Genomic DNA, 24,602 nt, shown 5'->3' with positions numbered 1-24,602 from the left:
ACGCGAATCCAAGGAAGAAGGCACCAGCCTAATGTTCAAAAAGCTGCCCGGTGACGAGGCGCAACACCTCGTCACCACCACCCCCGACACCGCCGTGGTGTTCCGCCCGGCCGTACTGCACACCCCGGCCATCATCACCGTCCTCATCTTCGCCTGGCGCATGCTCGCCGGGCTGATCCGGGTCATCTGGCGCCACCCGATCGCCGCGGCCGTCGTCGCCGTGCCCGCCGCGCTCGGCTGGTTCTCCGGCTGGCCGTGGGCCCTAGGCCTGGTCGCCGTGGTCCTCGTCGGCCTCACCGCCTGGTTCCTTCTCGCGCGCGCCTCGTTCCTGCGCCTGGTCGGCTGGCGGCTGCTGGCCTTCTGGCGCCGGATCTGGGTGTACCGGCGGCACTGGCAACCCGTGATGATCGTCTCCGGGCTCGGGCGGCGCATCCACGGCCGCGACTACCTGCCCCGCCTGGCCCACGTCACCTGCACCTCCTGGGCCGACCTGGTCACCGTACGGATGCTCACCGGCCAGTCGGTCAAGGACTGGGCCGACCGCGTCGACCACCTCGCGCACGGCTTCGGCGCCACCACCTGCCGGGTGTCCATCGCCCGCTCCGGCCGGTTATCACTGGTCTTCCCCCGGCAAGACCCACTCGCCGTCCCGCTGCCCGCCCTGCCCATCCCGGACAAGGTCTCGGTCGGGCCGGTGGAGATCGGCCGGTGCGAGGACGGCACCCCTGGCGGCTGAAGGTCCACGGCACCCACGTCCTGGTCGCCGGCGCCACCGGCGCGGGCAAGGGCTCCATCCTCTGGTCCACCATCCGCGGCCTCCTCCCGGCCGTGCGCGCGGGCCTCGTCGAGGTCTGGGCGCTGGACCCCAAGCGGATGGAACTGTCCTTCGGCCGAGACCTGTTCGGCGACCGGTACGCCGCCACCCCGGGCGCCTGCGCCGACCTGCTGGAAGCCGCGGTGGCGGTGATGCAGGACCGCGCCGACCGGTTCGCCGGCCTCCAGCGCACCCACACCCCCACCACCGAGGACCCGTTCGTCCTGGTCGTGGTCGACGAGGTGGCATTCCTGACCGCCTACCAATCCGACAAGGGCCTCAAGCTGCGCATCTCCGCCGCGCTGGCCACCCTCACCACCCAGGGCCGCGCGGTCGGCGTCGGCGTCCTGGCCGCCCTCCAGGACCCGCGCAAGGACGTGCTCAGCATCCGCAACCTGTTCCCCGACAAGATCGCCCTGCGCCTCGACGAGTCCGAGCAGGTCGACATGGTGCTCGGTGACGGCGCCCGGGACCGGGGCGCGCTGGCCGACCACATCTCTCCCATCCCCGCCCAGGGCGCCGGCGTGGCGTATGTGCGGCTGGAGACCTCCCCCGACCCGATCCGGGTCCGCGCGGCCTACGTGTCCGACGCCGACATCCGCGACATGGTCGCCGTCTTCACCGGCGCCACGCCGTCCCTGCCGGGTGAGGGGGCCTGATGAGGATCGTCATCGAGGGCACCCGCGCACAGATCGACCGGCTTCGCCAGGACCCGGACCTGTTCCTGTGCGCTCCCGCTCACCCGCTCTTCCTCGTCCTGCGGGATGTCCGGATCCGCAAAGACCCCTACCGCGACGCCTACCGGCTCACCGCCGACGCATCCGACCGAGAGGAGGCCGCGTGATCGACGTTCTCACCCACCCGTCCACCCCCGAGACCCCCAACGGCGCCGACCGCACCCTGCCCCGTCTGGTCCGCGAGACCCTGCCCCTGGCCCTGGATGTGGCCATCGAGGTGGCCAAGCTCAACGGGGTGTGCATCCGCCCCGTCGAGATGCGCCGCCTCGACACCAACACCGGGCAGAGCGAGACGTTCAACATCCCGTGCGGCACCACCCAGGAGGCCAAGTGCCCGCCGTGCGCCAAGCGCAACCAGCAGCTGCGCCGCGCACAGTGCCGGGAAGGCTGGCATCTGGACCACGAGCCCGTCGCCGACCCCCACCCCTCCACCGAGGATCAGCGGTGGCTGATCGAGTTCCGCGCCGACGTGCAGGCCAAGCGCGATGCGGCCGAACAGGCCGGAGAACACGAACAGGTCGCTGACTGGGACGCGGCCATCGAGAGCATCGACGCGGAGATCAACGCCGCCGGCATGCGCGGCACCGTCACCGGTGGCCGGGCCACGCCCCGCCGTTCCCGCTCCACCCGGCGCCGTCAGGACGCCCCGGACCTGCCTCGGCGCGCCAAGCAGAACACCACCCTGGGCCGGACCTTCATCGCCCCGGACGGGCGGGTGTATCGGCCCTCGCTGTTCGTCACCCTCACCTTGCCCTCCTACGGCAAGATCCAGTCCGGGCGCGGGGTGCCGGTCGACCCGGCCACCTACGACTACGCCCGAGCCGCCCGCGACGCGCTGCACTTCGCCAAACTGGTCGACCGGTTCGTGCAGAACCTGCGGCGAGTGGCGGGCTATGACGTGCAGTACTTCGCCACCGTCGAACCCCAGAAACGCCTCGCCCCGCACCTGCACATGGCCATCCGCGGCACCCTGCCCCGCGCCGAGATCAAGGCCATCGCCGCGGCCACCTACCACCAGGTGTGGTGGCCGGCCGTCGACGAGGTCCGCTTCGACGGCGAGCACCTGCCAATCTGGACGGAACGGGCCGACCTGCCCGACGGCGCCGCCTACCCGGACGGACAGGCCGGCGACTACCTCGACCCGGCCACCGGGGAACTGCTGCCCACCTGGGACCAAGCCCTCGACCGGCTCGACGCCGACGAGGACGCCGAGCCCCTGCACGTGGTGCGCTTCGGCCCCCAGGTCGACGTTCAGGGCCTCGTCGCCGGATCACCGGACGCCCACACGCGCATCGGCTACCTGACCAAGTACCTCACCAAGAACCTCGGCGACCCCCTCGACCCCGACGACCCGTCCACCGACGATCCGGCCCGCCGCGACCACGCCGCCCGGATGGTCGAGGCGCTGCGCTACGAACCCTGCTCGCCGACGTGCGCGAACTGGCTGCGGTACGGCATCCAGCCCAAGGGCGCCAAGGCCGGGATGGTCCCGGGCCGGTGCAAGGGCAAGGCACACAAACCCGAACACCTCGGCTACGCCGGACGCCGGGTCCTGGTCTCCCGCAAGTGGTCCAACAAGACCCTCCGCGAACACAAGGCCGACCGCCGGGCCTGGGTGCTCGACATGCTCGGCCTGCCCGACGACACCCCCACCGACCCGCACCGCTACGTGTGGCGGCCGGTCTCGGCCAAGGACCCGACCCGCACCCCGCTGGCCAAACGCCTGCTGCGCGAGGTCGCCAACCGGCACCGCACCAAGGCACGTCTGGACGAACTCCGGGCCAGAGCAGAGGGACGAGATCTTTCGGCAGTCGAACTCCGGGAGGCGGCGTGAAGAAGGACGAACTGATGACCGTTCCCGAGATCCTCGACGAGCTCGGCGGGGTGTCCCGGCGTACCTTCTACCGCTGGCGGGAGATCGGCCACGCTCCGCAGGGGATCAAGCTCCCGAACGGCGAGATCCGCGTCTGGCGCAGCGAGTTCACCGCCTGGCTGGAGACCCTGCGGGAGGCGGCGTGAACGCCTCCTATGACGTGAAGTTCTGGGAGATCCGCCGGAACGCCTCCAGCAAGACCCCCTCCTACGTGGTCCGCTGGAAGGTGGGCGGCCAGGAGAGGTCCAAGACCCTGCGGACGAAGGCGCTCGCCGAGAGCTTCCTGTCGGACCTGCGCCAGGCGGCCAAGCGGGGTGAAGCCTTCGATGTGGAGACGGGTCTCCCGCTCTCCCTGCTGGCGGTCAAGAACGCGGTGACGTGGTTCAGTTTCGCCATGGCGTACGTGGACATGAAGTGGTCCCACGCGGCGGCCAAGACACGCGACAGCCTCACCGACGCCCTGGCGACCGTGACTCCGGCGCTCGTTGACGAGGACGCTCCGAGCCGGCCTGACGCGCGTCTGCTGCGGGAGGCTCTTCGGCAGTTTGCTCTTCCTCCCGCCGCTCGGAAGCTTCCCCGTCCGCAAGAGATTCGTACGGCGCTGGCCTGGCTCGAACGTCACTCGCTCCGCGTCTCGGATCTGGCCAAGATCCGGAACGTACGACTGGGCCTGGACGCGCTGACGCTCCGGCTCGACGGTGGGGCCGCCGCCGCTACCACGATCGCCCGTAAGCGATCGGTCTTCTACAACGCTCTCCAGTACGCCGTGGACCTGGAGGAGCTGCCCGCCAACCCGATCGACAAGGTGAAGGCATGGAAACCCCCGAAGGTCCGTGAGGTGGTGGATCGGCGCGTGGTGGTCAACCCGGCCCAGGCACGGAAGCTGCTCACCGCGGTGACCTATGTCGGACGGCTCGACCGGGGCCGGCACCTGCGCGGGTTCTTCGCCTGCCTGTACTTCGCCGGCCTGCGTCCGGCCGAGGCGCTCGGGCTCCGTAGGCAGGACTGCCACCTTCCTGAGAGAGGGTGGGGCCGGCTGATCCTCGCCAAGTCCAAGCCTCAGGCTAACAAGAAGTGGACCGACAGCGGCAAGGCTCACGACGAACGCGGACTCAAGCACCGGGCAAAGGGTGAGGGCCGTCCGGTGCCCATCCCGCCGGAACTGGTGGCCGTCCTGCGAGAGCACCTCGACGAGTTCGGCGCCCATGAGGACGGCCGGCTGTTCCGGACCTCGCGCGGCGGGGTGATCTCCATCGGGACCTACTGCGAGGCGTGGAAGGCGGCGCGGGCCTTCGCCCTGACTCCAGAACAGCAGGCGTCCCCGTTGGCGGCCCGCCCGTACGACCTGCGTCACGCGGCCGTGAGTCTGTGGCTCAACGCCGGGGTGGCGGCCCCCGACGTGGCCGAACGGGCGGGGCACGGGGTGGACGTGCTGCTCAAGGTCTACGCGAAATGCATCGATGGCGGCACAGAGCGGGCGAACCATCGCATTGATGGCGCGCTGACCCTGTGAGGGACGCGTGGTGGAGGAGCTCCGGGGACCGGGGCCCTTCTGCTTTTCCGGTCTACCTGGGAAAACACCGCCAAGATCATTCCGCGTATATTCCGCGAACACCGGCCGAGAGCCGCTCACAGTGGCCTACCGCTGCACACCCCGGAAACGATCAACGGCGCCCCACCCGGGGAAACCCCCTGGTCAGACGCCGTTTCTCAAGGTCGGCGGAGAGCGTGGGATTCGAACCCACGAGGACTGTCACCAGCCCTAGCGGTTTTCAAGACCGCCGCCATCGTCCACTAGGCGAGCTCTCCTGGGACGCGTTCTCCGAACGCGTCAGATTGCACCTTAGTCTCTCATTGCCCCGGGCGTGCCCGGGACTCGAAGGCGCCTCGTCTTCCGGAGAGACAGGCTTCCGGAGAAGACGGAGAAGACGAGGCGCCTGCGAGACCGCGGGTCAGGTCTGGGGGCCGCCGGCGAAGCCGTCGCCCACGGAAGCGGCCAGACGGAGATAGGAGTCACGGGTGGCGGCCTGGAGCCTTTCCAGGTCGATCTCCGCACCTTCTTCCAGGTGCGGGTCGTAGGGGACACGGACGACCGCACGGCAGCGGGCCGCGAAGTGGGCCTCCAGGCGGTCGAGGTCGACCGTCGACTTCGACCGGGGACGGACGCTGCACAGCACCACGGTGGCGGAACGGACGAGGTTCTCGTAGTGGTGGGCCTCCAGCCAGTCGAGGGTCGCCGAGGCCGCGCGGGCGCCGTCCACCGACGGGGAACTGACCAGGACGAGCTGGTCGGCCAGTCCCAGCACACCCGACATGGCCGAGTGGAGCAGGCCGGTGCCGCAGTCGGTGATGCAGATCGAGTAGAAGTTCTCCAGAACCTGGGCGACCGCCTGGTAGTCGGAGGCGCCGAACGCCTCGGAGACCGACGGGTCGCGGTCGGAGGCGAGGATCTCCAGGCGGGACGGCGCCTGCGAGGTGAAGGCCCGGATGTCGACGTAGCGCCTGATCTGCTGGCGCTCGTTGAGCAGGTCGCGGACGGTCGCGGAGGTTTCCAGCTCGACCTTGTCCGACAGGGTTCCCCGGTCGGGGTTGGCGTCGACTGCGATGACGCGGTCACCGCGGACCTGGGCCAGGGTGGCACCCAGCCCGACCGTGGTGGTGGTCTTGCCGACGCCTCCCTTCAGGCTGAGCACCGCCACGCGGTGGTGGCCGGTGGCCACCGGGGTGCGGGCGCGGGTGATCAACTCGCGGCGACGGCGGACCTCCGGCGACTCACCGGGCTTGATCAGACCCGCCGACGCCTTGTACACCAGCTTGCGCCAGCCCCCGGAAGGCGCGTTGCGACGGCCCCGCAGCAGCGAGTCGGGGTCCAGGCTGTCGGCCGACGGACGGGGGGCACCCGTCCCCTGCTGCCGGGACGGGGGGAAGGCGGGCGGCGGGGCCGACTGGCGACGCCGTGCCTGGTACGGCTCCCGGGCCGGCTCGGCGGTGTCCCGGATGGGAGCGAAGGCGTCCGCCCGTTCCCCGGACGGGGCAGGGGTCTCCTCGGCGGAGGCGGGTGCGTCCGGATCGAAGGCGGACGCGGCCCGGCGAGAAGCGGTATCCGGGTCGGAAGCGGGAGCCGCCCGGCGAGAAGCGGCGTCCGGATCGGGGGCGGAAGCGGCCCGGCCGGGCGGGAAGGCCGTTTCGCGGTCGCGTGTGAAGCTCGACGAGGCGGAAAACCCGGAGAAACCAGAGAAAGCCTCAGGTTCAGCCGGAGCTGAAGGTTCCGGAGAGTCGGAGATGTCGGGCGCGGGCGTACCGGCGGAACCGAAGGAGCCGGGGGCGGATCGCTCCACCGTGGGCGGCTTCGACCGGTCGGCGCCGGAGGCCGGGGTGGAGCGGAACGGTTCGAACGCCTCGGCGGGTGGGGCCCTGAACGGCTCGGGGGGCTCCGTCCGGAACGTCTCGTATTCCGGTGCCGCCTCCGGCGCGGAGGTGGGGGCGGCCGGTTCGAGGCGTCCCTCCTCCTGCCTGGAGGGTTCTCCTCCCGGGAAATCGTCCCGGGAGGGCTCTCGTGTCGTGAACGGCGTGGCGGGCTCGAAGGTCGACTCGAAGGTGATCCGGTCGCCCTCGCGGCCCGTACCGCCGAGCCCCGGGTCCGTGGCGCCGAAAACCGGTTTCGAATCCCGCAGCCCCGCGTCGGCACCGCGTGCTTCCGGGGCGGCGTCGCGGAGAGCCGGATCGCCGGCGTTGAAGCCGGTTTCGCCGGACGCGAATGAGACGGGCTCGGCACTCGGGAAACCCGAAGCCGGGGAGCCGCCAGCCGGAGCACCGGGCAGGCCGGAGGGAAGGTCCGCCTCATCGGCCGGGCGTCCGCGGCCCCGGCCGCCGGAGGAGAACCGCCCGGTGCCGGAATCACCGAGTTCGGAACCGCCGAGGTCAAGACCACCGAGGTCGGGACCGTCGAAGGAGAAGCGCTGGGTGTCGCCCCCACCGGCGCTGCCGAAGGAGAAGCGCTGGGTGTCACCGCCGCCGGCGTCGGGACCGCCGAAGGAGAACCGGCCGGTCTCCTGGGCCTCGGGCACGGCCGGTTCGGGCACGGAGCTGCGATCTCGATCGGAGCTCTGCCCGAAACCGGGGTCCTGATCGGCGCGGGAGGGCTCACCGGAACGCCTGGGCTGCTCGAACAGCCCTCGGGACGACGGCTCCTGACCGGGTTCGCTGAGCGGCGTGCGGATCCGGGGCTCGGTGAAATCACCCGGACCGTAGTCGCCGGAGTCACCCGGGCCGTAGCCGGCAGGCTCACCGGGATCGTTACGGGGCAGGGGCTTCAGCGGCGCGAGGAAGCCTTCGTTGTCGTCGGTTCCGGAGGTCGGCGCGGGCACGACGAAGGAACCGGCCGTGTCGGACGCCTCCAGCCACTCGGCCGCGTCGGCCTCCTCGGCCTGCCGGGCGGCCGAGGGTGCGTCCGGCCCTCCGGGCAGGTGGGCGGAGTCGGCGGCCGCACGGAAGAGCGGCGAGGACGTCGCGTCGGGCTCGGCCGGCACCAGGCTCCACGGATCCTTGGGGTACGGCGAGACGACCGTGTCTTCCACCACGGTGACCGGCACCACCAGCTCGGGCTCGTCCTCCTGCTCCTTGATGGCATCGAGCCAGGCCAGCTGTTCCTCGAGAGATTCCTCACGATCGTGTCTTGCCACCGTGTTCCCCCTCGGGATGGGCATAAAAGGGCAGCAAACACATAGCAGGTTAACGCCCTGTGTTCATGTCGACGCGTGCATCCACCAAGTTGGCGCCCAGCGGACACCTGCCGACGCCCGGCGGATACCTTTGATCACATGCACGCCATCGTGATCGATAAACCAGGCGGACCGGAAGTCCTCCAGTGGCGGGAGGTCCCAGATCTCCGGCCGGGGCCCGGGGAGGTCCTCATCGATGTGGCCGCCTCGGCGGTCAACAGAGCCGACGTGCTGCAGCGGCTGGGCTTCTACGACCCGCCCCCCGGTGCCTCACCGTATCCGGGTCTGGAGTGCTCCGGCGTCGTCAGCGAGGTCGGAGCGGACGTCGAGGGCTTCGCACCCGGTGACCGGGTGTGCGCGCTGCTCAGCGGCGGCGGATACGCGGAGAAGGTCGCCGTACCCTGGCAGCAGGTCATGCGGGTGCCGGAGGGGATGGACCTCGTCGAGGCGGCGGCGCTGCCCGAGGCGGTGTGCACGGTCTGGTCGAACGTCTTCATGACGGGGCGGCTGCGGAAGGGAGAGACCCTCCTGGTTCACGGCGGCGCCAGCGGGATCGGCACGATGGCCGTGCAGATGGCCAAGGCGTTCGGTTCGCGCGTGGTCGTCACCGCCGGATCACCGGAGAAGATCGCCCGCTGCCTGGAGCTGGGTGCCGACCAGGGGATCGACTACCGGCGGGAGGACTTCGCCGAGACGGTCGAAGCGGATGTGATCCTCGACATCATGGGCGCCAAATACCTCCAGGGGAACGTCAAGGCTCTCAAGACGGGCGGACGACTTGTCGTGATCGGCCTGCAGGGCGGCGCGGCGGGTGAGCTGGATCTGGGTTCCCTCCTGGTGAAGCGGGCCTCGGTGCACGGCACGACCCTGCGCGCGCGGCCCGTCGACGAGAAGGGGGCGATCGTGCGAAGCGCCGTGGACAACGTCTGGCCGCTGCTGGACGCGGGGGCGGTCCAGCCGGTGGTGTACGCCCGGGTGCCCATGGCGGACGCCGCCGAAGCTCACCGGATCCTGGAGTCCGGCGACCACGTTGGGAAAATCCTGCTAGTAGGTTGAGGCTATGAACGCTGAGGAGAGCACTCCGCACATTGTGGTCGTGGGTCCGCAGGGCTCTCAGTCCGACGAGAACGGTGAGAGCCGGTCGATCACCGAGCTGGTCGAGCAACCGGCCAAGGTGATGCGTATCGGGAGCATGATCCGCCAGCTCCTTGAGGAGGTCAGGGCGGCCCCCCTGGACGAGGCCAGCCGTAAGCGCCTCAAGGAGATCCACCAGAGCTCCATCAAGGAGCTTGAGGACGGCCTGGCGCCGGAGTTGGTGGAGGAGCTGGAGCGCCTGTCGTTGCCGTTCACCGACGACAACGGCACCCCTCCGAGCGAGGCGGAGTTGCGGGTCGCCCACGCCCAGCTGGTCGGCTGGCTTGAGGGGTTGTTCCACGGCATCCAGACCACGCTCTTCGCCCAGCAGATGGCGGCCCGTGCCCAGCTGGAGAACATGCGCCGGGCGCTGCCGGGCGGGATCTCCATCCAACAGCAGCCGTCGGAGGGCCAGCACCAGAGCGGCCCCTACCTGTAGGCGTCGCGGCCTGTCGTCCGCCCGTTCGCCGAACTGCCTCACCGGCCGGTCCCCGGGGAAGCCTCCGGGGGCCGGCCGTGCGGCTCACCGGAGATCGGTCGTCATGCGGAGAGCCTCCCGGGGTGGGCCGTCCCGGGGGAGGCCCACCCGGGACCGGCGTGCGGCCCGTCAGGGACCGGCCGGCCCATCCGGGATGTCCCGGATCTCCAGGGCCCCTCGGAGCCCGTAGAGCCTCTCGATGACCCTGGCGACCCCGTCGTCGTTGTTGGCCGCCGTCACGTGGTCGACCGCGGCCAGCACCTCGGTGTGGGCGTTGGCGACGGCGTACGAGGTGCCGGCCCAGCGCAGCATGGGCAGGTCGTTGGGCATGTCACCGAAGGCGACCACGTCCGCGGAGTCGATTCCCAGCGTCAGCGCCAGGTCGGCCAGGGCCGACGCCTTCGTCACACCGTGCGCGCTCATCTCGATCAGTGCCCGTCCGCTGGAGTGGGTGGGGGTGACCAGGTCGCCCACCAGGCCGAGGACCACCCTCTGGAGGAGGTCCGGGTCCATTCCGGGGTGAAGCGCGAGCAGTTTCGCGCAGGGCTGAGAGGTGAGTGTGGCCGTCCCCACCCGGAGTCCGGCGACCACCTCGCTGTCCCATCTACCGAGACGGAAGTCCGATTCATGGGCAAATCCGCCCTCGTACTCCACGGAGAAGGCAAGTTCCGGCATCTTTTCCCGCAGTCGTCGCACGACCTCTTCGAGCACATCTGGGGGGATGAGGTGGGATTTGACGATCCGCTCGGTGTGCAGGTCGTAGACGAGGGCACCGTTGGCGCATATGGCCAGCCCACGGTGGCGGACCGCTCCCGCCACCGCATGCATCCAGCGGGGCGGTCTGCCGGTCACGAAGACCAGCGTGGCGCCGGCGTTCTCCACAAGCGAAAAAGCTGCCGCGGTCCGGGGGGAGACGGTGCCGTCCGAGCGCAGAGCGGTGCCGTCGAGGTCGGTGGCGACCAGTCTGGGGCTTCGCATAACACGTCCCAGTCTGCACCGTGATGCCGGGAACGGCGGTGCCGGGGATCCTCTCCGAGGAATCTTCCTGATGGCGGGAACACCCGCCCGCCAGATAGTGTTAGATGTGATGGCGTTGTATTAGCTGAATCCCGTTGTGAAAACCCAGTTTGACTGAGCCACCCCGGGGCCCGCTGTACGACACATGGGGTTCATGAGGTGTGAATCCCGAAGTTTCAAATCCTGAGGAGAGCTTTAATGGCTCAGGGAACCGTCAAGTGGTTCAACGCTGAAAAGGGCTTCGGCTTCATCGCACCGGACGGCGGTGCACCGGACGTGTTCGTGCACTTCTCCGAGATCCAGGGCTCCGGCTACCGGAGCCTTGAGGACGGGCAGCGGGTCGAGTTCGAGATCACGCAGGGTCAGAAGGGCCCGCAGGCCTCACAGGTCCGCGCCGTCTGACGCATAGACCTCTGGTTGGTCGGGAAGGCGGGGTTCGCTTCACGCGAACCCCGCCTTTCCCGTTCCCGGCGCCGGCGCGCACGCGGCGACCCGCCCTCGGTCGCGCTTCAGCGCCTCTCAGCGCCTCCCGGCCGCATTCAGGCGCTCTCGGCCGCCTCCCGGCGTCGCTCAGTGCCGCTCAGTGCCGCTCCGTGCCGCTCAGCGCCTCTCGGTGCTCCTCACGCCTTCGGTCGCATTCCAACGCCTCCTGGACACCTCTTCAGCGTCCCCAGCGTGCTCGGACACCCTCGGCGCCTCTCAGCATTCCCGGCGACCTCTCAGAGCCTCCCTCCGGCCCCGCCATCTCCCGCATACCTCCGTGCCCCTCAGAACGATCGTGAGAGCCCGAGCCGGAGGGAGCGTCCGGGGATACCCGCCGGGACCCGCCACCGGCCCTCCTGCGGCGTCGTGGACACGGGACGCCGTCGGCCCGCGACGCGGGCCCGGCGCACACCCGGCGTGTACTCAGTGACCCAGGACACGCCCGGACACGCCCGGACGGTCCCGGATGTGAGAACGCCCCACCGGGCATCCGGCGAGGCGTCCGTGGCGGCCCTCTCCCGTCACGGGCGAGAGCCCCGTACCGGGGCAGAATGCCCGCGGCGGGCAGAGCACCCGTCACGGGCGGGAGCCGCCCGTGACGGGCGGAACGGCTACTTGACGGGCTCCAGCACGTCGAGGCCGACGTAGGGACGGAGTGCCTTCGGGACGACGACGGAGCCGTCGGCCTGCTGGTGGTTCTCCAGGATGGCGACGATCCAGCGGGTGGTGGCCAGCGTGCCGTTCAGCGTGGCCACGTGCTGCGGTTTGCCGTCCTTGTCGCGGTAACGCACGCCGAGGCGGCGCGCCTGGAAGTCGGTGCAGTTGGAGGTCGAGGTGAGCTCCCGGTAACGGCCCTGGCTGGGCACCCACGCCTCGCAGTCGTACTTGCGCGCGGCCGACGTGCCGAGGTCTCCGGCCGCGGTGTCGATCACCCGGTAGGGCAGCTCGACCTTGGCCAGCATCTCCTTCTCCCACTCCAGCAGCCGCAGGTGCTCGGCCCGCGCATCCTCGGGACGGATGTAGGAGAACATCTCCACCTTGTCGAACTGGTGGACCCGGATGACGCCTCGGGTGTCCTTGCCGTACGAGCCCGCCTCGCGGCGGAAGCACGAGGACCAGCCGGCGTAGCGGTAGGGCAGGGCGGCGCCGTCGAGGATCTCGTCCGCGTGGTAGGCCGCCATGGGCACCTCGCTCGTCCCGACGAGGAAGAGATCCTCCTCGGGCAGGTGGTAGACCTCGCTGGCGTGGGCGCCGAGGAAGCCGGTGCCCTTCATGGACTCGGGCTTGACCAGCACCGGAGGGATCATCGGGATGAACCCGGCCTCGATCGCCTGCTGCATGGCCATGTTGAGCAGGCCGAGCTGGAGCCTGGCGCCGACGCCCTTGAGGAAGAAGAAGCGCGAGCCGGAGACCTTCGCGCCGCGCTCCATGTCGATCGCGCCGAGCAGCTCGCCGAGCTCGAGGTGGTCCTTGGGTTCGAAGTCGAAGGACGGTTTCTCACCGACCTCCTCCAGCACGACGTAGTCGTCCTCACCGCCGGGCGGCGCACCCTCCTCGACCAGGTTGGGCACCGTGTAGATCAACTCGTCGAGCTCGGCGGCCAGCTTCTCCGCCTCCGCCTCGGCCGCCTTGACCTGCACCGAGAGGTCTTTCGCCCGCTCCAGCAGGGCGGCCTTCTCCTCTCCCGCGGCGCGGGAGACCGACTTGCCGACGGTCTTCTGCTCGGCGCGGAGTGATTCGAAGCGACTCAGCGCACCGCGCCGCCGCCCGTCGAGGTCGAGCAGCGTGTCGACGACGGAGTCGTCCTCGCCGCGGGCACGCTGCGATGCCCGCAGCCGGTCGGGATCCTCACGAAGGGTACGCAGGTCAATCACACCACAAGGCTACCGATGCCCGGCCCGCTCCCGCGCCCGGATCAGCACGAAGCCGGACACGCCCGCAAGCCGGACCCGGCGGGGAGATCTGCCCGCCGGCCCCTGACCCGGCGGGCGGATCCGGCGGCCGGCCCCGAAACCGAACTCGGCCCCAGGCCCTGCCCAGGCCACGCCGGGGTCAGACCCGGCCGGTGCGGATCCGGGTCAGCCAACCGGCGGCCTCGGCGAAGTCGACGTCGGTCGTGCCGCGCTTGGCCTGTGGGGCGAGACCGTCGGCACGCGGGTAGCTGCCGAGGAATCGCACGTCGGCACAGATGCGGTGGAGGCCGGAGATCGCCTCCCCGACCCGGGCGTCGGCGACGTGACCCTCCAGGTCGAAGTGGAAGAAGTAACGGCCGATGCCGTCGCCGGTGGGTCGCGACTCGATCCGGGTCAGGTTGACGCCCCGGACGGAGAACTCGGTGAGCATCTCCAGCAGCGCACCCGGGTGGTCGTCGGTGAGGAAGACGACGAGGGAGGTGCGGTCGGCACCGGTCGGCGCCGGGAGCGGGCCGGGCGGGGAGACCCGCACGAACCGGGTGACGGTGTCGGCGCGGTCGCCGATGCCGGTCGCGAGCTCGACCAGGCCGTAGTGCTCACCGGCGATGCGTGCGGCGATGGCCGCGTCGTACGGCGAGCCGGGGAGGGAGACCTCCTGGGCGGCGGCGGCGGTCGACGGCGCGGCCACCACGACGGCGTCGGGCAGCTCACGCGCGATGAAGTTCCGGCACTGGGTGATGGCCGCCGGGTGGGTGAAGACCCGCTTGATGTGACCGACCTCGGTGCCGGGGCGTGCCAGGAGGGAGAAGTCGACGGGCAGCAGCAGCTCGGCGGTGACGATCAGCGGCTCGCCCCAGGCGAGCTCGTCGAGGGTGGTGGTGATGGCGCCTTCGAGCGAGTTCTCCAGCGGCACGACGGCTCCGTCGGCGTCGCCGCGCCGGACGGCTTCGAGGGCCGCGGTGACGTTCGAGCTGGGCAGACGCTCGGCGTCCGGTGCGAGGACGCGCAGGGCCTCTTCGGTGAAGGTGCCCTCCGGTCCCAGGTAGGCGAGTTTGGGCATGACCACAGGCTATCCGCACCTCGACCGGAAATGCGGGAGGAATTCCGCATTTCCGCAGCTCATCCTTCCGCCTCCCGATGGCCGCCGGGTGGCGGAGACGTCCGGAAAACCTCCCTGCGCCTGGGCAGCCAGACTCCCAGCAGCCAGACCAGGACCAGCGCACCCAGTCCGAACCCGTTCTGCACGATCTTGCCGATCACCGGACTGAGCACCGGGATCTCGGCTGCCTTGATCGTCACCCCCCACCAGGGGATCGGCAGCACGTAGTAGAGCCAGACCCCGGCGGCCACCCTGAGCCTGACCGGGTCACGCCCGTCCCCGGCCAGCGCCCCGAGGACCACGACCACCCAGGCGAGGTGGTGGATCCAGGCCACCGGGGACAGCAGCACGGCCATCAGCCCGGCCAGGGCCGCGCCGGTGATCGGATGCCCGTCGAGCAGCGCGCGGCGTGCGTACCGGAAGCCGAACCAGGCGACCAGGGCGACCGCCGCCACCCACAGCAGGCTCGTCAGCACGTCGGGCCAGTAGAGCCGGATGAGCATGCCGCGCATCGACTGGTTCGTGGTCGCGGCGTTCGCCCCGACCCGTTCGGAGTCGAGCAGCGCGCGGAACCAGAAGTCGGCGGCGTCGGCGGGGATCACCAGGAACGGCAGCAGGGTGAGCAGCGCGGCGGTGAAGGACGCCATGAGGAACGCCCGGCGCTGCTCCCGCCCCCCTCCCGGGCCGAATCCGGCGATGAGCAGGTAGATCAGGAAGACACCGGGGGTGAGCTTGACCGCGGTGGCCAGGCCGATCAGCATGCCGCGCGGCCAGAGCGGGCGACGGGCCGCGCAGTCGGCCAGGCAGAGGGCGACCAGCAGGATGTCCACCTGGCCGAAGCGGACCTGGTCCCTGATCGGCATCAGGTAGGTGCACGCGATCATCAGGGCGGCGAACACCAGCGGGGGCCACAGCCCGCCCACCCGCTCCAGGGCCGGGCGGAAGGACAGGCGGACGGTCACCGCGAGGGTCGCGAAGATCAGGGCCGTCCACACCCACTGGGCAACCGGCCACGACATCACCGCCAGCGGGGTCGCCAGGAGCGCGGCGATCGGCGGGTAGGTGAACGGCAACAGCTGCGGCGCGGGCGTGACGAAGTCGTAGACCGGCCGGCCGCCGAGGACCGCCTGGCCGCCGGTACGGTACACGTCCAGGTCGACCAGGCGCTGGTCGTCGACGTTGCCGAGCCAGTGGAGCACGAGCGGAGCCACCGCCGCCGCGATGAGCAGCAGCGCGGGCAGCCACGTCCACGGGCGCCGGACGGTCGTCGTCACCTCGCCAGTCGTCACGAGCAGGCAGGTTACCGTGGGGCCGGAGGACACGGCCGCCGACGGGGTACGGGCATGGGGGACTGATGGCTTTGACGCACCGCGGTCACGGGTCCGCGCACCGGCCCGCCGGGCACCCGTCCGGTCAGGTGACACGGCCGGGCGGCCGGGCGGCGCGAGCGGAGGGTCTGATCGCAGCGCGGGGCGGGCCGGTGACGGAACGGAACGGCCGGGTGACGCGGCCGGGCGGCTCGATGACGCGGCCGGGCGGCCGGGCGGCGCGACCGGACGGCTCGGTGATCCGGAACGGCCGGGCGGCGCGTGCCCGGTGGGCCGCCCGGGCCTCTCTGGCGGCGCTGCTGGCGCTCCTGACCGCGTTCTGCGGGCTCACCGCGGTCCTGGGCACCGGTACGGCCTCGGCGGCCTCGGTCGCGCGGGCGCTTCCCAGTGGGGTGGTGGTCGTCGGGCTGCCGGGGCTGGAGTGGAGTGATCTCGACCCGGCCCGGACGCCGAACCTGTGGCGGCTCGTGGCGGAGGGCGGGGCCGCGTCCATGTCCACCCGGGCGGTGCCGCTGCCGGAGCGGGGCGTCACCTGCCCGGTGGCGGGCTGGCTGACGGTCTCGGCGGGTCAGCGCGCTGGCGCGCCCGGGGCGGGTTGCACGGCGCCGCGGGCGCCGGAGCCGGTGCCGGGCGGCGGGGTGAGGGTGCCGGACTGGGCGGAGCTAACGGCTTTCAACGCCGCCACCGACTACCGGCCGGTTCTCGGGCAGGTCGGTCAGCTCGCCGCCGACGCGGGGGTGGCGGTGGCCGCGATCGGGCCGGGCGCCGCACTCGGCGCCGCCGACAAGTCAGGAAATGTTGCTAAATACGCGGCCAGTGTCGAGGAGCTCGGCGATCCTGTCCCGTACCGGCTCATCATGCTGGAGGCCGGCGACCTCACCCGGGCGTGGCTGGGTGGGGACACCGCGGCGGGCCGCACCACGGGCCCCACAGCGGGCCCCGCGCCGGGTACCACACCGTCCCCCGCGACGGGCGCCACCACGGGCCCCACAGCGGGTGACGTTCCGCCCGCGATGACCGAGCGGACCAGGCGTGACGCGGTCGTGCGGGCGGACCGCACGGTGGGCACGCTCCTCGGCCGCCTGCCGTCACGGCCCGCGGGCACGACGGTCCTGGTCGCCGGGCTGGCCGACACGTCGACCACCCCGCACCTGCACGTGGCGATCGCCCACGGGCCCTCGGCCGGTGGTGAGCCGTACCCGCGCGGCCGTCTCACCGCCACCTCCACCCGCCAGGACGGCCTGGTCACCAACACCGACCTGACCGCCACGGTCGTCGGCCTGCTGGGCCTCGCGGTCCCCAAGGGCGTGGTGGGCCGTGCCTGGGAGGGGGGCGGGCCGGTCTCCGGTCCCGTCTCCGCGCGGGTCGCCGAGCTGGCCGACGACGACCTCGCCAACCAGGTGCTGCGCGAGGTGCGCGGCCCGTTCTTCGCGGTGTTCGTGGCGGTGCAGATCCTGTTCTACTTGCTGGCCGCCGTCGCGATCCGGCGTGGCTGGGGCGGCTCCCGGGCCCTGACCGCGGTCCAGGTGGTCGCGGTGGTCAGCGGCGCCGTCGCCGTCTCGACGTTCCTGGCGCAGCTCGTGCCGTGGTGGAGCCTGCCCGTCCCGATGGCCGGGGTGATCGTGACGATCCTCGGCATCGCCTGCGCGATCGCCGCCCTGGCCTTCGCCGGGCCCTGGCGGGCACATCCGCTGGGCCCGTTGACCGCGGTCGCCGCAATCACCTCGGTGGCACTGCTGGCCGACGTGATGACCGGCTCCGCACTCCAGGTGAACGCGGTCACCGGCTACGAGCCCATCATCGGCGGACGCTTCTACGGGTTCAGCAACATCGCCTTCGCCGTCTTCTCGGCCGGCACGATCCTGGCGCTGGCCGGTGTCGCCCAGTGGCTGCTCTCGCGGGGACGCCGGGCGCTCGCGCTCGCGGTGTGCGCCGTCTACGGTGGGTTCGCGGTGTTCGCGGACGGCTGGCCTGCCTGGGGTGCCGACTTCGGCGGGGTGCCGGCGTTCCTCGTCGGGGTGGCCGTGCTGCTGATCCTGCTGTCCGGCAGCCGGGTCTCGCCGGTCAAGCTCGGCCTGGTCGGCCTGGCCGGTGGCCTGCTGATCGGGGCCATCGCGGTGGCCGACTGGCTCAGGCCCGCCGACCGGCGTACCCATCTGGGGGTGTTCGTCCAGCAGGTGCTCGACGGGGAGGCCTGGACCGTGGTCGGCCGCAAGTTCCGGGCGATGATCGGGGTCACGGTGGGCAACTGGTCGCTGTCGCTGCTCTCACTGGTGGCGCTGGCGTTCCTGTTCCTGGTGCTGAACCGGCCGTCGCGATGGGGTGCCCCGGCGCTGGGGCGGGCCTACGCGCTGGCCCCCGCGTTGCGCGCCGGGCTGCTGGGAGCGCTGGCCTGCGCGCTGATCGGCTTCCTGATGAACGACTCGGGCATCGCGATCCCGGCGATGGCGCTCACGGTCGCGGTGCCGCTGACCCTGGCCGCCTGTGTGCGCGTGTTGCAGCTCTCACCGCCCACCACAGCAGAGCGGCCGTCAACGCCAGCAGCGTCCACGGCACCGCCGTCTCCCTGAGCAGGGTCTTGGTCCACTCCAGGTCCGCGGGGCGGAGGATCTCCCTGGCCGGCAGGTAGCCCAGCGACAGCACGGTCACCCGCGCCACCATGAAGCCCTCCAGGGCGGGCCAGGAGGCCATCGCCAGCAGCGCGAAGGCCAGGCCGTCGTACCAGGGCAGCGCGTACGGGGCGGCGAACAGCCAGGCGACCACCAGCACCGCGGCGACCGCCGGGGCGGTGCGGGCGGGCACGGCCCGCAACATCGCCCAGGCCAGGGCCGCCAGCAGGATCAGCGAACCCGCCTGGATCCACGCCGAGTAGGCGCCCGGCCCGAACACCCCCTGGAGGCCGCCCTTGACCAGCTGCCAGGGCGTGGCCAGGGAGACCTTCCTGCTCGCGGCGCTCACCTGGTCGAACGCGTGCGATCCGGCGAGCGCGTAGACGGCCGCCACGGTCGCCGTCGCGGTGCCGGCCACGACGGCGAGCCGGGCGGGCGAGCGGCGCAGCTCCCAGGCGGGGCCGAGCGCGACGAGCCCGGCGTTCAGTTTGACCCCGATGCCGAGCCCCAGCAGCAGCCCCGACCGGGCACCGCCGGCCATGAGCGCGGCGACCATGCAGGCGACGGCGAGGGTGTCGACGTGCATCCCGGCCGACAGGTGATAGATCATCAACGGGTTGGCCGCCCACAGCAGCACCGCCCGCAGCCGCAGTTCGGGGTCGCCTGCGGTGAGGCGGTGCAGCAGCAACGCGGTGCCGATGAACGCCGCCGCGTTGACCAGGGCCATCGCGAAGACCGTCAACCTGACCGAGTCTCCCCCGGCCAGGCTCGCGAGTGCCTGCACGGCGGTCGCCACCGGGCCGTAGACGCTCGTCACCCCGGTCCACTCCTGTACCGCGCCGGTCACCGGGTCGGCGGGCAGTTCGGCGGGCGTGACCGCGTACGGGTCGTGGCCGAGGGCGGCCAGACGGCCGTAGGCGGCGTAGTTGAGGTGGTCGGCCGAGCCGGAGGGCGGCAGGAGGGCGAGCAGCGCCGCGACGGCGCAGCCGGCCATGAGCGGCCAGCGCGGATCGGGTCGCCAGGGCGACCGCAGCGCCGCGGCCAGTCCCGCCCCGCCGAGCAGGATCGCCGCCGCACCCATGGCGATGACGAGATGGGGGCCGGGATCGGCCTGGAGCGAGTAGGGGGGGTGCCAGGACGGGCCCGGCAGGCGGGGCACCATGGCCGAGGGGCCCAGCAACCCGATCAGGACCGTCAGCACGGCAGAGAGCCCCATGGCCCCGTACGCGGCGACGGCGGACCACCGGGTCGGGCCGCCCGTGCGGCCCCGCCCGCGGTCGACGACCGACGCTTCCCGAGTCACCCGCAAATTCCAGCACATCCCGCCCGCTGCCCGGACGGGACCCGGTCACCTGCGGGTGAGGAGAGCGCAGGCCACGTCGCGGAACTGCCTGGCCCGGTGGAGCTGGGCCCTCCAGTCGGTGCCGGTGGCGCGGTGCGCCATCTCCACCGGCACCTCCCGCACCCGGAAGCCCTTGCGGAGCAGGTCGATGGTGAGACCGGTCTCCACTCCGAAGCCGCGGGCCAGCGGCAGGGCGGCCTGGAAGGCGGCCCTGGTCAGGCAACGCTGGCCGTTGAGCGGCTGGGAGGGGCTCCAGCCGGTGGCGCGTTCGACCCCTCCGCGGGCCAGGCGCACGACGAAGCCGTGGCCGCCGAGCTTCACGCGGGTGACGAACACGGCGATCGTCATGTCGGCCTCACCCGCGGTGACCGGCTCGATCAGCGGTGCGGCCGTGCGGGCGCTCTCGCCGAGGTCGGCGTCCAGGAACAGCAGATGGCGAGGGTCGTCGCCGTCGAGCACACGCACCGCCTCGGCGCCGCTCTCCATCGCGGCCGCCTTGCCGCGGTTGCGGCTGTGGCGTACGACGCGGGCGCCGGCGGCCTTGGCCGCCCGGCCCGTCCGGTCGGTCGAGCCGTCATCGACGACCACGACGAGATCGACCCCGGGCAGGGCCAGCGCCGCGGCCACGGTGGCCGCGATCCGTTCCTCCTCGTTCTTGGCGGGGATGATCGCCGCGGTGCCGGTCATCATCCCTGAGGTTCGGACGTCAACAGCTTCTCGGGCACCGCGTCGTGCACGACGAACACCGAGTCGAGGCCCGTGACCTGGAGGATCTTGCGCACGGCCGGCCGGGGCCCGGCGACCTCCAGCGTGCCGCCACGCTCGCGCAGCCGCTTGAGGGCGGAGAGCAGGACGTTCATGCCGGTGGAGTCACAGAACTCCACGGCGGACATGTCGAGGACCACGAGGGTGGTGCGGCCCTCGTCGAGCAGCCGGGCGAACTCGGCCTGCAGGCGGGGCGCGGTATAAAGATCGATCTCACCGACGACGGCCATCACGGCGTGTCCGGCATGAGATCGAGTTGCGACTTTTAGCTCCACAGCGGGCACACTAGCGGCGCCGGAGCCGCTGGTCACGTTCTCTCGGTCAACCCGAGTCGTCCGGCCCTTTGTCCCCGGTTTCGGTCTCATGGAAACCCTCGGTGCGCGAGACTTGACACAGCGCAACGCCTGCTTGGCCGGAAAATGGGAGGAGACCCGGGGCCTCCCGACCGCCGCTGCGCCACGCCAGCGGCGGCCGTTGAGTTACAGAAACGGGCTCGAACGCATCGATGAACACAGACCTGCCTGAGGATCTGCAGCGGCAACGGCTCCGGAACCACCTGGAGTCCATGATCGCCCGCACCGACAAGGCCACCTCGTGGCGCGACGCCGCCAGTTCCCTGCGGAGCCTGGTGAACCACGAGGGATACATCCCGGTGAGAACGCACCTGTCGGTCGAAGACCTCGACTTCCTGGAGGGGGCACGCGAGGAGCTGCTCGACTTCGCCACGCTCGGAGTGAGGTTGCTCGACCTCCATCAGCCGCGTGACGCGGGCGGCATCACCAGCGACGCCGCCAACCCCATCCTGCGCTGCCGGAGCTGCATGTGGCGCTGGCCGTGCCCGACGTTCCGCGCGATGGTCGAATGCCTGGGCACCAGCAGGAGGCTCACCTCCTGCCAGCGGGTCGAGCCCGACGACGGCCAGTGTGCCCGGATGACCCTCATGGTCCCGGTGAGGCCCGGCGAGCCCGGCGAGCCGGTCTCCTCTGCGACGACGCCCCCCGACCGGGACGTCTCCCAGGCACCGGCGTCCAACGGGGCCGCCACCCCGTGACGGGTTCCGCCGGCCGGGTCGCTCAAGCCGGCCTCAGGCCGACAGGGGCAGGCGGATCTCGAAGCGGCAGCCGGGACCGGTGTTGACGACGCCGATCGAGCCCTGGTGCGCCTCGACGATGCCCCGGGCGATCGCCAGCCCGAGGCCCGCCCCCGCCCCCGCGCCGTCCGCCCTGGGGGTGCGGGCGGCCTCGCCGCGGAAGGCGACGTCGAAGACGCGGGGCAGGTCGCCCGGCGGGATGCCGCCGCAGCAGTCGGTGACCGACAGGCAGGCGACCCCGTCCCGCACGTCGGCGCGCACCCAGACGGTGCCGTCGCCTGGGGTGTGCCTGATGGCGTTGACCACCAGGTTGCGCAGTGCCCGGGAGAGTTCACCGGCGTCGGCCTGCACCGGCACCACCGGCCCGACGTCGCCGGTGAGCCGCACCCCCTTGGCTCTGGCCAGTTGTTCCACCCCGGCCAGCGCGTCGGCGACGAGGTCGCCGAGACCGATGCGGTGGCGCGACAGGCGCAGGGCGCCCGCGTGGATCCGGGAGAGCTCGAACAGGTCGTCGACCATGTCCGACAGGCGGTCGACCTCCAGGCGGATCTGCCGGTGATATCGGGCGACGGTCTCCGGGTCGTCGACCACGCCGTCTTCCAGGGCCTCGGCCATGGCCCGCATCCCCGCCAGCGGGGTGCGCAGGTCGTGGCTGACCCAGGCGACGAGCTCGCGGCGGGCGCTCTCCAGTGCCCGCTCGCGTTCGTGGCTGAGGCGCAGCCGCCGGTATGCCTGGTCCAGGGTCCTCGCGATCGTGTCGAGTTCGGCGGGCAGGCCGGTGGGCGGGGTGAACTCCCCCGACGGCGGTACCGCCCGGACGGCGTCGACCAGCCTGCGGCTGGCGGCCACGACCCGGCGGGCGAGCACCGTCGCGACGCCCATGCCGACGAGGCCGCCGACGGCGACCACGCTGAGCACGATGTCACGGGGCGTGCCCTCGATGATCATTTTCAGGGTGATGGCGACCACACCGCCCACGGTGGCCACCACGGTCACCACGGCGACCACCGCGAGCATCGCGCCGATCGACCGGCCGCGCAGTAGCCACATCACCCCCAGGCCGGCCACCGCGACCAGCAGGCCGAGCCCGGCGGTGACGGCGACGATCACCAGCATCTCGGGGATCACGGTTCCGCCAGCGGTTCGTAGCGGTAGCCGACGCCCCAGACGGTGACGATCCTCCGGGGCGCCGTCGGGTCGGGTTCGATCTTCTCGCGCAGACGCCGGACGTGCACGGTCACCGTGGAGGAGTCACCGAAGGACCAGCCCCAGACCTGGTCGAGCAGGGTGGAGCGGCTGAACGCCTGGCGGGGGTTGCGCATCAGGTGGGCCAGGAGGTCGAACTCACGGGCGGTCAGCATGATCTCCGTGCCGCCGAGTCGCACCTCGTGAGCCCCGACGTCGACCGTCAGGTCGCCGTCCCTGAGCACGCCCGTGCCGGCCGGCACCGAGCCGCCGCGGGCCCGGCGCAGCACCGACTGGACCCGCAGCGCCAGTTCGCGGGGGCTGAACGGCTTGGTGACGTAGTCGTCGGCCCCGGTCTCCAGGCCGACCACCCTGTCCATCTCGTCGCCCAGCGCGGTCAGCATGATCACCGGGACCGGCCAGCGCTCCCTGAGCTTCCGGCAGACCTGGAGTCCGTCCATCTTGGGCAGCATCAGGTCGAGCACCATCAGGTCCGGCGGGTTGGACAGGGCACGTCTGAGCGCCTCGGCGCCGTCTCCGACGCACTCGACCGCGTGGCCGTCACGCTCCAGATAGCGGGCCACGACCTCGGCCACCATCGGATCGTCGTCGACCACCAGAATGCGCGCGCTCATGGTCACCACGGTAGGCCCCACCGGGGACCGTTCCCCAGCCTCGTCACCGCTCCGTAAGGATCCGTAAGGATCTGATCGTTATGTTCCCCGGTCACGTCCCCGGGCTTCCGGACGTACGGTAGATCTCATGAGTCGTGTCGTGCTTGCGGTCATCGGTCTCCTGCTTGCGCTCTACGTGGTGTTCGGGCTGGTGCTGCCCGCCTTGTTCGGGCTGCTGAAGTTCGTGCTCGTGCTCGCGGTGGTGGCCTTCGCAGTCGTCGCCGTGGTCACGATGGTGGGCAAGTCCGGCAGGTGAACCTGCTGGTCGCGCTCCAGACACTCGCCGCCTGGCTGGCCGGTGACGGCGGGCTGACCATCGCCGCCGTGGTCGGGTTCGGCGTGCTCCTGCTCGCCTGGGCGGCGCTGCGCCGGATGCCCGTCGCCTCCGAGGCGGAGCGGCGCGTGCCGCCGTCCCGGCGGGAGCGGGCCGGGCGGGGCCTGTTCGTCCGGCAGCGCGACCCCGACGCGGCCGGGAGGTCCCGGCCCCGAGCACCCTCGGCGGGCCCGGCGCCCGCGTGACTTTCGCGGACCCGCTCGGGTCCGCTTCCCGACGTCCCGTTCCGCGGGCGCCTTCTGCGCTGTCCACGCACCAGTCAGAAGGGCCCTTCGCATGTTCGACTCCGTCATCGGCTTCACCGCCGGTCTCATCACCGCCCTCGCCGAGCCGCTGGACTCCACCGCGCTGGCGATCGTCGTCTTCACCCTCGGCGTACGGCTCCTGCTGCTGCCGCTCGGCGTCATGCAGGCAAGGGGTGAGCGGGCCAGGGCACGGCTCGCACCCGAGGTCAGGAAGCTGAGGGAGCGGTACGCCCGGCAACCCGAGCGGCTCCACAGCGAGCTGAGTGCCCTGTACGCCCGGGAGAAGACCTCGCCGCTGGCCGGTTGCCTGCCAGGCATGGCGCAGTTGCCGTTCTTCACCGTGATGTACCAGGTCTTCGTCTCCTCGACGATCGCCGGACACGCCAACGCGCTGCTCACGCACGGGCTGTTCGGAGTGCAGCTGGGGCAGCAGTTCGCGGGCACGGTCGCCGGGTTCGGCCTGATCAGCGGGCCGGCGCTGGTGTTCGCCGGACTCTTCCTGTTGCTCGCCGCCGTCGCGACGATCACGTCGCGGCGGATGCGGCGCACGATGGGCGAGGAGGTCCAGCCGGCGCTGCGCCGGGTGCTGCCGCTGCTGCCGTACGGGACGGTGCTGGCCGCGGCGGTGCTGCCGCTCGCGGCGGGAATCTACCTGCTCGTCACGACGGCGTGGACGGCCGCCGAGCGGGCGGTGCTGCACCGCCCGGCACTCACCGCGCGGTGAGACCCGGCCCGGCACTCACCCGGACGGAGGGGCCCGC

The 24,602-nt window shown here is 71.6% G+C and carries 22 protein-coding genes, 1 tRNA gene and 1 pseudogene; 13 read left to right on the top strand and 11 right to left on the bottom strand.

The genetic code is table 11. The features are described 5' to 3' along the window. The first annotated feature begins 31 nt into the window (after nt 1-31). The 5 genes and pseudogenes from F4562_RS16200 to F4562_RS16180 all read left to right on the top strand — a co-directional run bounded on the left by F4562_RS16200 (nt 32) and on the right by F4562_RS16180 (nt 4,937). Nucleotides 32-1,473 (top strand): annotated as a pseudogene (locus F4562_RS16200) (FtsK/SpoIIIE domain-containing protein). Further along, nucleotides 1,473-1,658 carry a hypothetical protein gene (locus F4562_RS16195; protein WP_184537129.1) on the top strand — a complete coding sequence of 62 codons (186 nt, stop codon included), beginning with the start codon at nt 1,473-1,475 and terminating at the stop codon, nt 1,656-1,658. The pseudogene F4562_RS16200 and the gene F4562_RS16195 overlap by 1 nt, the downstream one beginning before the upstream one ends. Continuing rightward, nucleotides 1,655-3,385 carry a replication initiator gene (locus tag F4562_RS16190; protein ID WP_311733777.1) on the top strand — a complete coding sequence of 577 codons (1,731 nt, stop codon included), beginning with the start codon at nt 1,655-1,657 and terminating at the stop codon, nt 3,383-3,385. Before F4562_RS16195 ends, F4562_RS16190 begins: the two co-directional genes overlap by 4 nt. Before the next feature lie 14 nt (nt 3,386-3,399). After that, on the top strand, nt 3,400-3,570 hold the full coding sequence (locus F4562_RS16185; RefSeq protein WP_184539413.1) for a helix-turn-helix transcriptional regulator: 171 nt from the start codon (nt 3,400-3,402) through the stop codon (nt 3,568-3,570). Then, nucleotides 3,567-4,937, top strand: coding sequence for a tyrosine-type recombinase/integrase (locus tag F4562_RS16180; protein WP_184537137.1), 1,371 nt, complete (start codon nt 3,567-3,569; stop codon nt 4,935-4,937). The genes F4562_RS16185 and F4562_RS16180 overlap by 4 nt, the downstream gene beginning before the upstream one ends. A gap of 207 nt (nt 4,938-5,144) precedes the next feature. Here F4562_RS16180 and F4562_RS16175 read toward each other — a convergent pair. Continuing rightward, nucleotides 5,145-5,233, bottom strand: a tRNA-Ser gene (locus F4562_RS16175). A 143-nt stretch (nt 5,234-5,376) separates the two neighbouring features. Continuing rightward, entirely contained in the window at nt 5,377-8,106 is a 2,730-nt protein-coding gene (locus tag F4562_RS34240) for a nucleotide-binding protein (protein WP_311733778.1), read from the bottom strand. 138 nt (nt 8,107-8,244) lie between these two features. Between F4562_RS34240 and F4562_RS16165 the strand changes: the two genes are divergently transcribed. Further along, a complete protein-coding gene (locus F4562_RS16165; RefSeq protein ID WP_184537139.1) occupies nt 8,245-9,201 on the top strand; it encodes an NAD(P)H-quinone oxidoreductase in 957 nt (318 codons plus the stop codon). 4 nt (nt 9,202-9,205) lie between these two features. Further along, a complete protein-coding gene (locus F4562_RS16160) occupies nt 9,206-9,718 on the top strand; it encodes a bacterial proteasome activator family protein (protein ID WP_184537140.1) in 513 nt (170 codons plus the stop codon). A gap of 168 nt (nt 9,719-9,886) precedes the next feature. Here F4562_RS16160 and F4562_RS16155 read toward each other — a convergent pair whose 3' ends face one another. Then, nucleotides 9,887-10,735: an HAD family hydrolase gene (locus tag F4562_RS16155; protein WP_184537142.1), complete on the bottom strand. Its 849-nt coding sequence runs from the start codon at nt 10,733-10,735 to the stop codon at nt 9,887-9,889. 237 nt (nt 10,736-10,972) lie between these two features. Here F4562_RS16155 and F4562_RS16150 point away from each other — a divergent pair, with 237 nt between their 5' ends. Next, a complete protein-coding gene (locus F4562_RS16150; RefSeq protein WP_179821289.1) occupies nt 10,973-11,176 on the top strand; it encodes a cold-shock protein in 204 nt (67 codons plus the stop codon). A gap of 692 nt (nt 11,177-11,868) precedes the next feature. Here the strand turns inward: F4562_RS16150 and serS are convergent. The 3 genes from serS to F4562_RS16135 form a co-directional block, all read right to left on the bottom strand. Next, on the bottom strand, nt 11,869-13,131 hold the full coding sequence (serS, locus tag F4562_RS16145; protein ID WP_184537144.1) for a serine--tRNA ligase: 1,263 nt from the start codon (nt 13,129-13,131) through the stop codon (nt 11,869-11,871). A gap of 178 nt (nt 13,132-13,309) precedes the next feature. Continuing rightward, nucleotides 13,310-14,230 carry a prephenate dehydratase gene (pheA, locus tag F4562_RS16140; RefSeq protein WP_184537147.1) on the bottom strand — a complete coding sequence of 307 codons (921 nt, stop codon included), beginning with the start codon at nt 14,228-14,230 and terminating at the stop codon, nt 13,310-13,312. 59 nt (nt 14,231-14,289) lie between these two features. Then, entirely contained in the window at nt 14,290-15,558 is a 1,269-nt protein-coding gene (locus tag F4562_RS16135) for a glycosyltransferase 87 family protein (RefSeq protein ID WP_184537149.1), read from the bottom strand. Nucleotides 15,559-15,749: 191 nt separating this feature from the next. Between F4562_RS16135 and F4562_RS16130 the strand changes: the two genes are divergently transcribed. Beyond that, nucleotides 15,750-18,167, top strand: a complete 2,418-nt coding sequence (locus F4562_RS16130; RefSeq protein ID WP_184537151.1) for a hypothetical protein — start codon at nt 15,750-15,752, stop codon at nt 18,165-18,167. Here the strand turns inward: F4562_RS16130 and mptB are convergent. Genes mptB through F4562_RS16115 form a run of 3 tightly spaced genes read right to left on the bottom strand, consistent with a single transcriptional unit; the run spans nt 18,049 to nt 20,588 of the window. Continuing rightward, nucleotides 18,049-19,509 (bottom strand): polyprenol phosphomannose-dependent alpha 1,6 mannosyltransferase MptB, encoded by a 1,461-nt coding sequence (gene mptB, locus F4562_RS16125; RefSeq protein ID WP_311733779.1) that lies wholly within the window; start codon nt 19,507-19,509, stop codon nt 18,049-18,051. The two genes, F4562_RS16130 and mptB, sit on opposite strands and share 119 nt — an antisense overlap. A gap of 45 nt (nt 19,510-19,554) precedes the next feature. Beyond that, the gene (locus F4562_RS16120) at nt 19,555-20,235 is read right to left on the bottom strand and encodes a glycosyltransferase family 2 protein (RefSeq protein ID WP_184537155.1); all 681 of its coding nucleotides are present in this window, start codon (nt 20,233-20,235) and stop codon (nt 19,555-19,557) included. Beyond that, entirely contained in the window at nt 20,235-20,588 is a 354-nt protein-coding gene (locus F4562_RS16115) for an STAS domain-containing protein (protein ID WP_184537157.1), read from the bottom strand. The genes F4562_RS16120 and F4562_RS16115 overlap by 1 nt, the downstream gene beginning before the upstream one ends. Nucleotides 20,589-20,818: 230 nt before the next feature. On the opposite strand from F4562_RS16115, the gene F4562_RS16110 reads away from it, so the two are divergent. Next, nucleotides 20,819-21,364 (top strand): hypothetical protein, encoded by a 546-nt coding sequence (locus F4562_RS16110; RefSeq protein ID WP_246473448.1) that lies wholly within the window; start codon nt 20,819-20,821, stop codon nt 21,362-21,364. A 33-nt stretch (nt 21,365-21,397) separates the two neighbouring features. On the opposite strand, the gene F4562_RS16105 is transcribed toward F4562_RS16110, so the two are convergent. Together F4562_RS16105 and F4562_RS16100 are read right to left on the bottom strand one after the other, a co-directional pair. Then, nucleotides 21,398-22,531: a sensor histidine kinase gene (locus tag F4562_RS16105; protein ID WP_311733780.1), complete on the bottom strand. Its 1,134-nt coding sequence runs from the start codon at nt 22,529-22,531 to the stop codon at nt 21,398-21,400. Next, entirely contained in the window at nt 22,528-23,223 is a 696-nt protein-coding gene (locus F4562_RS16100) for a response regulator transcription factor (protein ID WP_221206065.1), read from the bottom strand. Before F4562_RS16100 ends, F4562_RS16105 begins: the two co-directional genes overlap by 4 nt. Before the next feature lie 127 nt (nt 23,224-23,350). Here F4562_RS16100 and F4562_RS16095 point away from each other — a divergent pair, with 127 nt between their 5' ends. The 3 genes from F4562_RS16095 (at nt 23,351) to F4562_RS16085 (ending at nt 24,565) form a co-directional block, all read left to right on the top strand. Then, nucleotides 23,351-23,518: a hypothetical protein gene (locus tag F4562_RS16095; RefSeq protein ID WP_184537159.1), complete on the top strand. Its 168-nt coding sequence runs from the start codon at nt 23,351-23,353 to the stop codon at nt 23,516-23,518. Beyond that, complete coding sequence (locus F4562_RS16090; protein WP_184537161.1) at nt 23,515-23,781, top strand: DUF6412 domain-containing protein; 267 nt, start codon at nt 23,515-23,517, stop codon at nt 23,779-23,781. The genes F4562_RS16095 and F4562_RS16090 overlap by 4 nt, the downstream gene beginning before the upstream one ends. 91 nt (nt 23,782-23,872) lie before the next feature. Further along, nucleotides 23,873-24,565 (top strand): YidC/Oxa1 family membrane protein insertase, encoded by a 693-nt coding sequence (locus F4562_RS16085; RefSeq protein WP_184537162.1) that lies wholly within the window; start codon nt 23,873-23,875, stop codon nt 24,563-24,565. The last annotated feature ends 37 nt before the right edge of the window (nt 24,566-24,602 follow it).

It is taken from the genome of Streptosporangium becharense, from assembly GCF_014204985.1.
Classification (GTDB): domain Bacteria; phylum Actinomycetota; class Actinomycetes; order Streptosporangiales; family Streptosporangiaceae; genus Streptosporangium; species Streptosporangium becharense.
This window is presented reverse-complemented; position numbering and strand designations above follow the sequence as displayed.

Excerpts from the sequence above, each read along its gene's own strand:
- F4562_RS16165 (WP_184537139.1), top strand. The coding sequence starts at position 8,245 with ATGCACGCCATCGTGATCGATAAACCAGGCGGACCGGAAGTCCTCCAG.
- F4562_RS16085 (WP_184537162.1), top strand. The coding sequence starts at position 23,873 with ATGTTCGACTCCGTCATCGGCTTCACCGCCGGTCTCATCACCGCCCTC.
- pheA (WP_184537147.1), bottom strand. The coding sequence starts at position 14,230 with ATGCCCAAACTCGCCTACCTGGGACCGGAGGGCACCTTCACCGAAGAG.
- F4562_RS16095 (WP_184537159.1), top strand. The coding sequence starts at position 23,351 with ATGAGTCGTGTCGTGCTTGCGGTCATCGGTCTCCTGCTTGCGCTCTAC.
- F4562_RS16120 (WP_184537155.1), bottom strand. The coding sequence starts at position 20,235 with ATGACCGGCACCGCGGCGATCATCCCCGCCAAGAACGAGGAGGAACGG.
- F4562_RS16110 (WP_246473448.1), top strand. The coding sequence starts at position 20,819 with ATGAACACAGACCTGCCTGAGGATCTGCAGCGGCAACGGCTCCGGAAC.
- F4562_RS16150 (WP_179821289.1), top strand. The coding sequence starts at position 10,973 with ATGGCTCAGGGAACCGTCAAGTGGTTCAACGCTGAAAAGGGCTTCGGC.
- F4562_RS16185 (WP_184539413.1), top strand. The coding sequence starts at position 3,400 with ATGACCGTTCCCGAGATCCTCGACGAGCTCGGCGGGGTGTCCCGGCGT.
- F4562_RS16100 (WP_221206065.1), bottom strand. The coding sequence starts at position 23,223 with ATGAGCGCGCGCATTCTGGTGGTCGACGACGATCCGATGGTGGCCGAG.
- F4562_RS16155 (WP_184537142.1), bottom strand. The coding sequence starts at position 10,735 with ATGCGAAGCCCCAGACTGGTCGCCACCGACCTCGACGGCACCGCTCTG.
- F4562_RS16195 (WP_184537129.1), top strand. The coding sequence starts at position 1,473 with ATGAGGATCGTCATCGAGGGCACCCGCGCACAGATCGACCGGCTTCGC.
- F4562_RS16160 (WP_184537140.1), top strand. The coding sequence starts at position 9,206 with ATGAACGCTGAGGAGAGCACTCCGCACATTGTGGTCGTGGGTCCGCAG.